Below are 11837 nucleotides of genomic sequence, written 5' to 3' on the forward strand. Positions count from 1 at the left end.
TGGAAATGCAAATGATATATAATATAATTTGAGTTTTAATCGTTTTGAAAGGAATGTAAACAAAAGTGAACTATGATGATCTATTGAAATTTGCAGTGCTTGCAGGTCAAACTATACTGGAAAATGGCGGAGAAACCTATAGAAGTGAGGATACTATAACAAGGATGTTAGAAAATAAAGTTGAGAGAGTTGAAACTTTTGTAACCCCAACAGGAATATTTGCTTCTGTCGAAAATGGTGGTAAGATTCAGACAACAGTGAATAGAGTTAAATTTAGAGGGATTGATTTGAACAAAGTTGCCCTTGTAAATGACCTATCACGGAGATTTTGTAGAGAAAATATTCAAACGCTTAATTTAAGTAAGTATATAGAAGAGCTTAATAATATAAGATCAAGAAAGAAATACAATTATTTCTTAAGGATTTTCTTCGCAGGAATTGCTGCTGCATCATCAGGTATGCTTGTCGGAAGCACTTTAAGAGACTTCTTGCCTACTTTAATAACTGCTATGCTTCTTCAAGTATTTGTCACATATTTTGAAAGGCTGAGATTATCGACATTTATAATAAATATCCTAGGCGGTGGGTTTGCAACTATATTCGGTATCACATTTTCACATTTTCATATGGGTACACTTGATGGCATCATAATAGGCTCCATAATGACACTTTTACCAGGTGTCGCCATAACGAACGCTGTAAGAGATGCCATATGGGGCGACCTTGTATCAGCTGTATCAAGAGGTGTTGAAGCATTAGTTTCTGCTATCAGCATTGCTGCAGGTGTTGGAGCTCTTTTGAATATTTGGTTTGTTATAGGAGGTAGACTATGATATTGCAGATTTTGTACGGATTCTTTGCAACAGCTGGCTTTGCCTTTCTTTTTAATGTTCCATTAAACTCAATAATAATATCTGGAATATCGGGTGCCATAAGTTGGGCTGGATATCTTTTGGTCATAAAAATATATCCATCCGTTATAGCCGCAACATTTATTGCATCATTATTCATTGGGATCATGGGTGAAATCTTCGCACGAAAGATGAAAAATCCTTCAACAATTTTTGTCATACCTGGAATCATACCATTGGTACCAGGAGCATACTCATATAGAACAATACTTGCCATAATTCAGGGAAATAACAAGCAGGCCTTTGGACTTGGCCTGCAAACGATCGGTATAGCCTTAGCTATTGCCGCCGGTTTAATGTTTGTTATCTCATTTGCTCGAATCAAGAAATGGTAACCTTAGACAAAGCATTGTCGAGAACTTTAACTGAATTCATTAGATTATCAACATTATCTTTAAGTTCTTGAATAAATTTGGACTGCTCTTCTGCCGACGCAGATACTTCTTCTGTTGATGCGGCCGTTTCTTCAGATACCGCAGAGATATTTTCTATAGATGAAATAATCTCATTTTTATACTTAGTAAGTCCTATAACAGCATCATTTAACACATGAGTATTTTCTGTAATCGTGTCAATAGACGTCTTTATCTCGTTAAATGCTTGTGACATCGTCTCAACATGGCTCGACTGTTCATCTGCTATCTGCTTTACAGTATTGGCTTTTTCAACCGTCGTATCTGTCTTTTGCTTTATATTGCCTACTATCTTAGCAATTTCTGATGCAGCTTCTCTTGATTGCTCTGCAAGATTCCTTACTTCTTCTGCGACAACCGCAAATCCCTTTCCAGCTTCCCCTGCTCTTGCCGCTTCAATTGCCGCATTTAATGCCAAAAGGTTTGTCTGATCTGATATTCCTGTTATAACCTCTATTATCTTCTCTATCTGTCTAGAATTTGACTGCAATTCATTTATCTCTGTAACTACTTCATCAATGGAATCTTTTGTTTCAGCAGTCTTATCTTTAAGTGAGTTTATTGTTTCAATACCATTCTGACTCAATTTATCTGCATTTATTGTAGATTCTTCAACAGCTTTGAAATATTTAGCAGATTCATCGATACTTTGTCCCATCTTTTGTGCCATCTCGGCGGCATTTGATGCATCTTTTGCCTGTTCTGATGAACCTTGGGCTATTTCTTCAACTGCTTTTGTTATCTGGTCAAATGTAGTATTAGCCTGTTCTATAGAGCTTGAAAAGTTATTTACTGTGTATTCTGTACTTTTTGCAAAGTCTGAAACATTTTTTATGATTTCCCTGACATTCTCAACCATTTTATTGTAGGTATCTATCAATGAGCCAAGTTCATCGCGGCGACTCTCCTTAATATGTACCATAAAGTCCCCATCAGCAAGCTTCTTCATGCCCTCTTTCAACCTCGAAATAGGCTTTTTTATGCTTAAAGCCATGTATATAGAGAATAAAATTGATAATACTAATGAAACTGCAGCGACAATTATAAATATGCTTAAGGTCTTTTGGTCAACTAAAAACTGATAAATTCCTGCTAAAGGTACTATTATTACGATTAAAAATGAAATAATTAGCCTCCAAAATATACTTCTCATAAATTTTGCCCCCTTGTATTTAGATTTTAATGATAGTTTACCCCATTCATATAAAGGACTAATTACTTTACTTACCTATCAGTTTCATTATATACTGAAATATCTGACCGCCTAAATATATACCTACAATGCCAGCTATACCTGGTAGTACATTTGGTGCAGGTAATGGAAGCTTTAAAAATGAAAATATAAGCCCGACCAAAAGTCCTGTTAATAAAGCAAATAATGTAGCCTGCAAAATAACACCTCTTTTATTTCTATCGTCATTATATAATTAAACTTTAGAACTTTTATATTATATCACATAAATTATTTTTTAAAAATTTAAATGGAAAACTATTTTTTTAGTTTTATTGAAAAGCATATCCCATTATCTAAGTTTAATGCTCTTATACTCCCTTCATGACTTTCTACAATAGCTTTTGTTATTGCAAGCCCAAGCCCAGTTTCACCTTTATCACCTTTATAAAACCTTTCGAACATGTTTTTCATTTCATCATTCGTAAACTTTCTTCCATCATTTTCAAAGTTTATTTCAACAAAGTCCTTATTATCTGTAGCTTTTATATTGATAGTTGTTTTAGCATACCTTATCGCATTTCCTAATATATTCATAAAAGCTTGTACAAGCTTTTTTCTATCACAATTTATCATAATGTCGTTAACGTTTATATTAAGCAATATATTATTCTTATTTAGTTGTGGCAGTAGTTTATCACTGCATTCTTGAATAATATCTTTAAGATTTTCAATGCGTATATTAAGTTTTTCCTGATGTGTTTCAAGTTTCGAAAGATACATAAGGTCATTTACGATGTCTCTAAGTCTCATACTTTCATCTATTATTATGTCAAGAGACTTTGATATATCATCACCTTCAATAACGCCATCTTTAATCCCTTCAGCATAACCTTGTATAGACATAAGTGGCGTCTTTAACTCATGTGAAGCATTCTGCAAAAAACGCTTTTGTGAAATATAGTAATTATTTAATTCAATTGACATATCATTAAAAGCGTCGGCCAAAACTCTTATCTCTCCATCCGCTTTTATATCTACCTTTTCTCCAAACTTTTTGTTTTTAATTTTATCAACCACTTCGGTAAGTTTTCTAATAGGTGCCGAAATAGATTTTGAAAGCACATAGCCAATTATAAATGATATGATTCCAGATACCAAAAATCCTTTCAATAAAACGCCAAGTATACGCTGTGAAGCAATCTTAATACCCTTAACAAGTGTGTACATTACAATAGAACCTATTATTCTGCCATTTTCACTTCTTATCGGAAATACGGCAGCGACCACATCTAAGTTTCCAATTTTTATACTGTTATAGGATCCCTCTCTCATTATCTTGTCAAGTATGGCGTATTCGATTTTATTCCCGCCGCCGAGAGGATTCTCCCTTGATGAATATACAATATCGCCATATAAATCGACGACTAACAAATCCCCATCAAGAATTCTCTCACCAATTTTGAATTTAGGTCTGTATTTTATGTTTTGTAATGCTTCGGGTGTTTTTATCCTGCCATTATACAATTTTTGTATCGCAGTACCCTGTCTTACAAGATTTTGCCTTGCATCATTTATTAAAAAATCTTTTATCATTATATTAAACAGAGAACTGATTATAGCAAATGAAACCAAAATTAAGAGGATATATGAAAATATAATTTTTAACCTTATTGACATTATGATTCCACCTTATAGCCATAGCCCCAAATAGTTGTTATATTAAATTTGCACCCATAACCCATTAATTTTTTTCTTATCCTTTTAACCATATCATCAACAGCCCTAGTTTCAACAAAGGAATCATATCTCCATACCCTTTCTAAAAGCTGCTCTCTCGTAAATGCCTTATTAACATTTTGAGATAAAAAAAGCACAAGTTCGAACTCCATAGACGTGAAGTCTATTTCCTGCCCATTATACAATGCTTTTCTCTCATCAGGAACGATTATAATATCCTTTATCCTTATTTCATTATTTCTTTGTGGTGCCTTAACTCTTCTAAAAATAGACTTCATCCTTGCAATAAGCTCCCTTGGTGAAAAAGGCTTTGCAATGTAGTCATCTGATCCAAGCTCTAATCCCAATACTTTATCAAGGTCCTCATCCCTTGCGGATACTATTATTATTGGGACATCACTTGTCTTCCTTATCTCCTTGCAAAGCTCATAGCCATCCATACCTGGCATCATAATGTCAAGAATTAACATGTCAGGTTTGTCTATATTAAAGTTTTTAAGAACATCCTCCGCATTATCAAAGGCTTTTACGGAATATCCTTCTTTTTCAATGTATTTGACAATCAAATCTCTAATATTTTTATCATCATCAATAATATATATTAACTCAGCCACAAAACCACCTCACCTTTAATTTAGCACTATTTAATATTTAAAACAATATTTTAATAAAAATTATATAAATAAATTTTTTACTGTTTATGAAATTTCTGTGGCAGAGAAAATATAATTAAATAATCTTTCAAACCTTGTCGAAACTTCTACCGACCATAAGTCTACAAAAGTAGATAATAACAAAGGAGCATATGACCATTAAAATTGAAAGACTCAAAGCGGAATTTAAATCCCCTTGCATTGCAGTATATATTGCAAGTGACATTGTCCTTGTCTTGCCTGCCAAATTACCAGCAAAAATAATAGTCGCGCCGAATTCCCCCATGGCTCTTGCCCATGTACTGATTAACCCTGCCATGAGAAATTTCTTTGTTATAGGAATGTAAACAACCAACATAAGTCTAAAATCATCAACACCAATTAACTGAGATTCTTCCCATATGGTCTTATCAACAGACAAAAATGACGAATATGCGGCTTTAATATAATATGTCGACGATATGAATATCTGTGCCATTATTACAGCGACCATTGTAAATGATATTTGTATACCGAAAGCATCGAGCAACTTACCAATTAAACCTTGCCTCCCAAATGCCATTAAAAGTGCAATGCCTGCAACTGCAGGAGGTAAAACCGCAGGGATATCCACAAGATATTCAGCAAATGTTGATATCTTTCCTTTTTTAAAAGCAATATAGTATGCAAGAGGTGTTCCAAATATAAATGCAATAATGACAGTTACAACAGATGATATTATGCTGAGCAACAATGCATCAATAGCAGAACCCGATAAAAGTCCCGCCATTATTATATTTAAAGGAGTTTTTACTATTAGTGAAACAAAGGGTATTAATAAGAAAAAAAATAGAATTGATGCAATAGAATAAATATATAGCATTTGAAACACCCCTAATTAATTATTTTTCCATTATAAATCCGTAATCTTTTAATGTCTTTTTTCCATCGCCATTTAATATAAAGTCTACGAATTTCTTAGATAAAGTCTTGTCTTTAGTACCTCTGACAATAGCAACAGGATATGTTGCGATGACATTGTATTTATCAGGTATGTCAATAACTTTTACTTTATCTAAAAAGGGTTTAGCGTCAGTCACATAGACGATGCCAGCATCTGCTTCACCCATTGCAACCTTTTGTGCAACATCTGTAACAGTTACTTCTTTTGTAATGATATTTTTTAGTGCTGCATCTTTAAATCCTTTATTATCTGCATCGATTTTTGATAATATATCAAATGCATATTTACCAGCTGGGACGGATTCATCTGCAAGTGCTAATTTTAAACCTGTATTTTTTATATCCATAAAATTACTGATATTGCTGTCTTTATATGCGATAACAATGAGCTTATTATATAATAATATTTTAGGCGCCTCAACAAGGCCTTTATCTTGAAGTGGTTTCATATTTCTTTCATCAGCAGACACAAATATATCGGCATATGCTCCTTGTTCTATTTGTGTTCGCAATGTTTGGCTTCCTGCGGGATTAAGGATTATTTTAACGCCTGGGTTTAATTTTTCAAACTGCTTAACAATTGTATTCATAGAGTCTTTTAGGCTTGCTGCTATAAAAACCGTCAAAGATTTATTATCATTTCCACCAACATTTGTATTACATCCTGTTAACATTATAATAATCGAAAAAAGAGCTATAATAAGCCACATTATTTTTAGATACCTCATCACTCGTCACCTCCTTATAAAATTTTCTAAATATTCTTTAAGCACATCCTCTATAAAGCCGGGATTCACATATGCTTTTATGCCTTTTTCTTTAAGCCTCATTATAGCAGAGCTTCCTATTCTACATACAGCAACTGCTTCACAGTCCTTGATTTTATCTATTACTGTGTTCATCCTGTCATTAACATCATCACTACCGCAAGCATTTATACATTCTCTCACATCACTTACAAAATAACTTCCCTCATCGCTTAAGTCAACAATGATAAATCTCTTTGCATGGCCAAAATGCTCATTGACCATCTTGCCATCCGATGTCGCAATAGCAATTCTGTGTATCATATGTCCTCACCTAAAAGTCCAACTGCATCTGCTCTACACTGTCTGCAATGGTACATTTGATTTACAATTTTTGAGTTTTCCATCCTCACTTTTTCCAGTTCCTTGCACTCAGGTACTTTTATATGTGAAAGCTCCGCCTGTGAAATAAGCGGCATTATATTCATGATGTCTATTCCAAGTTCTTTTACTTTTTGGGCTATTTCTTTTATATGTCCATCATTTATACCTGGTATTAAGACAGTATTAATCTTAACAAGTATACCATTATCACAAGCAGCTTCTATTCCCTCTAACTGTTTTTCTATAAGCAATTTTGCTGCATCTATTCCTTTGTACACAATATTTTTATATACTGCATAATCATATATTTCTTTACCTATATATGGATCTATAGCATTTATCGTTACTGTAAGTGTACTGATGCCACAATCTATAAGAAGAGGTAATTTATCACTTAAAAGTAGCCCATTTGTACTTAAGCATTTAATCATATCTTTAAATTCAAGGGAAATTAATTTAAAAGTCATAAATGTCTCCTCATTGTAAAGCGGATCACCGGGACCTGCTATTCCTACAACAGAAATGCAAGACTCTTTTTCTAATATATCTTTCGTATAGCATAATGCTTCATATGGATTCATTACCTTAGTTGTTACGCCGGGTCTATTTTCATTTATACAGCCTGTCTTTCTATCACAGTATTTGCATTTTATATTGCACTTAGGTGCTACAGGTAGATGTATTCTGCCGTGATATTTAGTCACATCAGGATTAAAACACGGATGTCCGAAATCTACAATATTAAATTCTTTATTCATTCTCGTCCTCTCCTTTTAAAAAATTAAAGGCCTTTAATCAAATGATTAAAGACCTCAATGCCTTTAAAAAAAGTCCTTAACCATGCGGTTAAAGACTTCTTCGCCTTTTTATTATGAAAATTATTGAAAATATATTATCATAATAGATTTTCAATGTCAATACTTTATTTTTTGTGCTTTTCTAATAAGGAAAAGAACTTTTTTGTTTTGACAATGAAATCATGGATTAACCATAACATAGCTTTATTTTTTAAGGAGGTGATACCTTTTGTCACTATCATAATTAATTTTTTTTATTAATTAAATATTAAAATTTCAAGGAGAATTCAATAATAAGGCAAGTAGCTATTTATGGTAAAGGTGGTATTGGTAAATCAACAAAAACACAGAATACAGTTGCGGCATTTAACAGAGATGGGCAAAAAGTAATGGTAGTTGGATATGCAGGCCGCGGTATCATTACATCGATAAATGTGCTCGAAAACCTTGGCGTTTATGATGACGACCTCGACTATGTTTTTTATGACGTCCTTGGTGATGTTGTATGCGGTGGTTTCGCAATGTCTATTTATAAAGGTAAAGCAAAAGAAATATATATCGTAGCTAGCGGTGAAATGATGGCATTGTATGCAATAAACAATATCTATAAAGGTATTAGAAAATATGCAAATCAAGGCGTTATAAGATTAGGTGGTATTATTTGCAACTCAAGAAAAGCCGATAATAAAGAAGAGCTTCTGAAAGGTTTTTGCGAAAAACTTAGAACACATGCCAACAGATGAGCTTGAAAAACTCCTCATAGAATACGAACTTATGGACTAGTTGAAAGGAGGCTTATATATTAAATATTTAAACCAAAAGTTGTAGGCATATATGCTACATGTCCTGTCTACCTTATTGGTGATGACATTAAAGCTGTCGCAAAAAAAAGCTGAAGAAGAACTCGGGATAAAAGTCATAACTGTAAGCTGTGAAGGTTATTCTTTGACGACTCAATGATATACCAATACTGAAAAAATTATTAAAGAAGAGATGGAAAAAGATAAAACCTAAGCTTGATTATTACAGAGAAAGACTTAAAAGAAAAAGAGCAATACTTTTTGTACGCGGTTTCTCGCGCACACCATTATAATAAATATCTACTAAAAGATCTTGAAATGGAGGCAATTATTGCCAGTTATGAGTTCGCACACCGTGACGATTATGAAGGGCATAAAATAATACCTGAGATAAAAGAAGCACCACATCATAAGATACTCGACACATATCACTTTGAAAGGGTAATAGAAAAGATGTCAAAGTTTTTACAGCCAGCACATCGAGTTAAATCGGTTCACATGTGACAGTTTTTTCTAATATGGTAAAATCTGCTATAGATACATTTGCCAAAAAAAGCTCACCGAATGGAAAAACAAACATTATTCCGGGGTTTATGATCCCCGGTGATTTGCGCGAAATCAAAAGAATATTGAAGCTAATGGGAATAGGTGCAATCATTCTTCCAGATATCTCTGATGTGCTTGATGCACCGATGACAGGTGAGATACACCTCTATCAGAAGGGCGGAACGACCATATCTTTGAAATAGAAGATATGGGTAATTCAATAGAAGCACTTGTCCTTGGAAGAGAAGCAGGAATTGGTCCTGCCGAATTATGTATTCAGCTATATTAACAAATCAGACCTTAATTACCTTCAATACAGCAAAATCGAATATGACGACAAGTACAATAGATTTTTTATAAGTGTGCCACACAATCTTAATGCACTTCGCTCAAGCTGTTCGAAATATAACGATTGTAATTATATTAATTGAAAGGGAATAAACAATATCTGAAGGTAATACGTGTTATAATAATGCCCGAAAAAGAAAGGCAAGTTGTTGAAGTTCTTGATAAAAACGGGTACAGCTCAATGACAAAAATGCACATATTTGGCAGTGGAAAACAAAAGGGATTACAAGTAGGACCTATTGTCTATGATGAACTACCTAAAATCATGCTTATGCTAGTCGTAAAAGATAATGATGCATCAAAAGTAGTAGAATTAATAGAAAATAATGCTCGTACAGGAAACATAGGTGATGGCAAAATATTCATAAGTGAAGTCGATGAAGCATACACGATTAGAACTGGTAATAAAGAATTATGAGGAGGGTTATTTATGAAAGAGATTGTAGCAATCATCAGGAGGCAGAAACTTCATGAAACAAAGACAGCCCTCGATGGACTTGGTTTTTCACATTGCCTGTAATTACCTCTTAGAACATTACAATTTTTAGCTGAAACTGATTTTAGCGAAATATTAAAAATATCAAAAGAAAGGAAGTTCCATCTGATGGAAAATACCTTACCGAAAAAGGCGATATACCACTTATACGCATAGGATTCCCTATACTCGATAGAGTCTGTGGCCAGAGAATCTCCTATCTGTAGATTACACTGGAACTTTAAATTTACTTGATAGAATTACAAATACGCTACTAGAAAATAAATATAAGACATATAGGAAAGATATGTATGAAAAATATTATAACGCCATATAAAAAAGCAATTCAAATAAAGGGGCAATATTTGCCCCTTTCAATATAAATTAATAATATCACATCATTCTTGTCCCATGTGGCCCATAGTACATATATTCTACAAATTCCTCCAGCATGTGCTCTAAAGATTGCATAGCATAATATTTGAAAAATGGGTCTTTCATTGCCATATGAACTACCATGAAAGGATCCATACCATAACCATGCATCATACCTGCACCATACATATGCATAGGTTTTGCATATGGATACATTCCATCCATCCATCTATAATCCATCACATATACCTCCATATATTTTTTTATTACAATAATAATATATGAAGATATATATAATTTGCTACCAAATTGACGTAATAACAAGCATAATATTTAATATTATTAAGATAATTATTGTTATCCATGATACAAAATTTAATATTTTTTTATTAGCATAATTACCCATAATTCTTTTATTGCTTGCTAAAAGTATTACAAATATCAATGTTATAGGCAATAGCACACCTTGTACTACTTGTGTCATCAATATTATACTTATAAGGTTTATTCCAGGAATTAAAATTGTTATTGACCCTATCAGTATAAGCGCAGTATATAAAGTATAAAAAACAGGGGCATCTTTAAACTTATGATCAAGACCGCTTTCCCATCCAAATGCTTCACATATTGCATATGATGTAGTCAATGGCAAAACACCTGCAGCAAGTGCCGATGCTCCGAACAAACCTAAGCCAAACAAAATAAAAGCATACTGCCCTGCTAGTGGCTTTAGGGCCAATGCTGCTTGTGCTGCAGTCGTGATTTTGATGCCTTTTGGGTTTAATATCGTTGCTGTCGATACGATTATAAAAAATTGCACAATAACGCCAAATATGGCACCAAAAACAACATCAAGCTTCTCATAATCATAATGTTTTATAGATATGCCTTTATCAACAATTGATGCCTGTAGATAAAATTGCATGTACGGTGATATTGTTGTACCGATCATAGCAATAAATGTCATAATAAATCCGCTGTTATACTCAATATAAGGTGTAATAGTTTGTGCCGTTACAATACCCCAATGAGGCTTTGCCATAAATGCAGATATTATATAACCAAAAAAGCCAAAAGAAAAAAATATAAACACTTTTTCAACTACACTATATGAACCCCTTGTAACCAAATACCATATGACAACCGCCATTATCGGTACTGATATATACTTGCTTATGCCAAACAGCTCCATTGCAGCAGCAATACCAGCAAATTCTGATATAGTAATACCTATATTAGTTATTAACAATGTCATCATAGCAAGAAATGTAAGCTTTATTCCAAATCTTTCTCTTATTAGGTCAGAAAGGCCCTTACCAGTGACAGCACCCATTCTAGCACACATTTCTTGTATTATTATTAAGCTTATTGTAATTAAAATAAGACCCCATATCATCCTATAACCATAGGATGCTCCAACTGTTGCATATGTCGTAATACCACCAGCATCATTACCTGCATTTGCAGTAATGATGCCGGGACCCAATATAGCAAGAAACATAAATATATTTGAAAATCTATTTTTCTTCGTCATGC

17 protein-coding genes and 1 pseudogene are annotated in these 11837 nt (G+C 33.4%); 8 read left to right on the plus strand and 10 right to left on the minus strand.

From position 1 onward, the window contains the following. The first annotated feature begins 65 nt into the window (after positions 1-65). A complete protein-coding gene (locus CPG45_RS06340; RefSeq protein ID WP_096231132.1) occupies positions 66-833 on the plus strand; it encodes a threonine/serine exporter family protein in 768 nt (255 codons plus the stop codon). Beyond that, positions 830-1246 (plus strand): threonine/serine exporter family protein, encoded by a 417-nt coding sequence (locus tag CPG45_RS06345; protein WP_096231133.1) that lies wholly within the window; start codon positions 830-832, stop codon positions 1244-1246. Before CPG45_RS06340 ends, CPG45_RS06345 begins: the two co-directional genes overlap by 4 nt. Here CPG45_RS06345 and CPG45_RS06350 read toward each other — a convergent pair. The 8 genes from CPG45_RS06350 to CPG45_RS06385 all read right to left on the minus strand — a co-directional run bounded on the left by CPG45_RS06350 (position 1233) and on the right by CPG45_RS06385 (position 7718). Beyond that, entirely contained in the window at positions 1233-2477 is a 1245-nt protein-coding gene (locus tag CPG45_RS06350; protein ID WP_096231134.1) for a methyl-accepting chemotaxis protein, read from the minus strand. The two genes, CPG45_RS06345 and CPG45_RS06350, sit on opposite strands and share 14 nt — an antisense overlap. Before the next feature lie 67 nt (positions 2478-2544). Beyond that, on the minus strand, positions 2545-2715 hold the full coding sequence (locus CPG45_RS06355) for a XapX domain-containing protein (protein ID WP_096231135.1): 171 nt from the start codon (positions 2713-2715) through the stop codon (positions 2545-2547). 98 nt (positions 2716-2813) lie between these two features. Continuing rightward, positions 2814-4175 (minus strand): sensor histidine kinase, encoded by a 1362-nt coding sequence (locus tag CPG45_RS06360; protein ID WP_096231136.1) that lies wholly within the window; start codon positions 4173-4175, stop codon positions 2814-2816. Continuing rightward, positions 4175-4849, minus strand: a complete 675-nt coding sequence (locus CPG45_RS06365) for a response regulator transcription factor (protein WP_096231137.1) — start codon at positions 4847-4849, stop codon at positions 4175-4177. The genes CPG45_RS06360 and CPG45_RS06365 overlap by 1 nt, the downstream gene beginning before the upstream one ends. Positions 4850-4976: 127 nt before the next feature. After that, positions 4977-5750: a molybdate ABC transporter permease subunit gene (gene modB / locus CPG45_RS06370; RefSeq protein ID WP_096231138.1), complete on the minus strand. Its 774-nt coding sequence runs from the start codon at positions 5748-5750 to the stop codon at positions 4977-4979. Positions 5751-5769: 19 nt separating this feature from the next. Then, positions 5770-6558 carry a molybdate ABC transporter substrate-binding protein gene (modA, locus tag CPG45_RS06375; protein WP_096231139.1) on the minus strand — a complete coding sequence of 263 codons (789 nt, stop codon included), beginning with the start codon at positions 6556-6558 and terminating at the stop codon, positions 5770-5772. Between the two features lie 6 nt (positions 6559-6564). Next, entirely contained in the window at positions 6565-6900 is a 336-nt protein-coding gene (locus CPG45_RS06380) for a NifB/NifX family molybdenum-iron cluster-binding protein (RefSeq protein WP_096231140.1), read from the minus strand. Further along, the gene (locus CPG45_RS06385; protein ID WP_096231141.1) at positions 6897-7718 is read right to left on the minus strand and encodes a radical SAM protein; all 822 of its coding nucleotides are present in this window, start codon (positions 7716-7718) and stop codon (positions 6897-6899) included. Before CPG45_RS06385 ends, CPG45_RS06380 begins: the two co-directional genes overlap by 4 nt. A gap of 347 nt (positions 7719-8065) precedes the next feature. Here CPG45_RS06385 and CPG45_RS18460 point away from each other — a divergent pair. The 6 genes and pseudogenes from CPG45_RS18460 to CPG45_RS06405 form a co-directional block, all read left to right on the plus strand. Then, positions 8066-8140 (plus strand): annotated as a pseudogene (locus tag CPG45_RS18460) (hypothetical protein); the annotation flags it as partial. A gap of 6 nt (positions 8141-8146) precedes the next feature. Further along, positions 8147-8500 (plus strand): P-loop NTPase family protein, encoded by a 354-nt coding sequence (locus tag CPG45_RS06390; protein ID WP_231969036.1) that lies wholly within the window; start codon positions 8147-8149, stop codon positions 8498-8500. Positions 8501-8563: 63 nt separating this feature from the next. Next, positions 8564-8653 carry a nitrogenase component 1 gene (locus tag CPG45_RS17440; RefSeq protein ID WP_255405170.1) on the plus strand — a complete coding sequence of 30 codons (90 nt, stop codon included), beginning with the start codon at positions 8564-8566 and terminating at the stop codon, positions 8651-8653. A 120-nt stretch (positions 8654-8773) separates the two neighbouring features. After that, positions 8774-9061, plus strand: a complete 288-nt coding sequence (locus tag CPG45_RS17445) for a hypothetical protein (RefSeq protein WP_231969037.1) — start codon at positions 8774-8776, stop codon at positions 9059-9061. 14 nt (positions 9062-9075) lie between these two features. After that, positions 9076-9306, plus strand: coding sequence for a nitrogenase component 1 (locus CPG45_RS17450; RefSeq protein WP_231969038.1), 231 nt, complete (start codon positions 9076-9078; stop codon positions 9304-9306). A gap of 224 nt (positions 9307-9530) precedes the next feature. Beyond that, the gene (locus tag CPG45_RS06405; RefSeq protein ID WP_255405148.1) at positions 9531-9869 is read left to right on the plus strand and encodes a P-II family nitrogen regulator; all 339 of its coding nucleotides are present in this window, start codon (positions 9531-9533) and stop codon (positions 9867-9869) included. 450 nt (positions 9870-10319) lie between these two features. On the opposite strand, the gene CPG45_RS06420 is transcribed toward CPG45_RS06405, so the two are convergent. After that, entirely contained in the window at positions 10320-10541 is a 222-nt protein-coding gene (locus CPG45_RS06420) for a hypothetical protein (RefSeq protein ID WP_096231142.1), read from the minus strand. 61 nt (positions 10542-10602) lie between these two features. Further along, a complete protein-coding gene (locus tag CPG45_RS06425) occupies positions 10603-11835 on the minus strand; it encodes an NRAMP family divalent metal transporter (protein WP_096231143.1) in 1233 nt (410 codons plus the stop codon). Between the last annotated feature and the right edge of the window lie 2 nt (positions 11836-11837).

The organism is Thermoanaerobacterium sp. RBIITD, from assembly GCF_900205865.1.
Taxonomy (GTDB): Bacteria; Bacillota; Thermoanaerobacteria; order Thermoanaerobacterales; family Thermoanaerobacteraceae; genus Thermoanaerobacterium.

Coding starts and splice junctions, on each gene's coding strand:
- CPG45_RS06420 (WP_096231142.1), bottom strand. CDS start 10,541: ATGGATTATAGATGGATGGATGGAATGTATCCATATGCAAAACCTATG.
- CPG45_RS06385 (WP_096231141.1), bottom strand. CDS start 7,718: ATGAATAAAGAATTTAATATTGTAGATTTCGGACATCCGTGTTTTAAT.
- modB (WP_096231138.1), bottom strand. CDS start 5,750: ATGCTATATATTTATTCTATTGCATCAATTCTATTTTTTTTCTTATTA.
- CPG45_RS06360 (WP_096231136.1), bottom strand. CDS start 4,175: ATGTCAATAAGGTTAAAAATTATATTTTCATATATCCTCTTAATTTTG.
- CPG45_RS06350 (WP_096231134.1), bottom strand. CDS start 2,477: ATGAGAAGTATATTTTGGAGGCTAATTATTTCATTTTTAATCGTAATA.
- CPG45_RS06380 (WP_096231140.1), bottom strand. CDS start 6,900: ATGATACACAGAATTGCTATTGCGACATCGGATGGCAAGATGGTCAAT.
- CPG45_RS06425 (WP_096231143.1), bottom strand. CDS start 11,835: ATGACGAAGAAAAATAGATTTTCAAATATATTTATGTTTCTTGCTATA.
- CPG45_RS06345 (WP_096231133.1), top strand. CDS start 830: ATGATATTGCAGATTTTGTACGGATTCTTTGCAACAGCTGGCTTTGCC.
- CPG45_RS17450 (WP_231969038.1), top strand. CDS start 9,076: ATGGTAAAATCTGCTATAGATACATTTGCCAAAAAAAGCTCACCGAAT.
- modA (WP_096231139.1), bottom strand. CDS start 6,558: ATGAGGTATCTAAAAATAATGTGGCTTATTATAGCTCTTTTTTCGATT.
- CPG45_RS06390 (WP_231969036.1), top strand. CDS start 8,147: ATGGTAGTTGGATATGCAGGCCGCGGTATCATTACATCGATAAATGTG.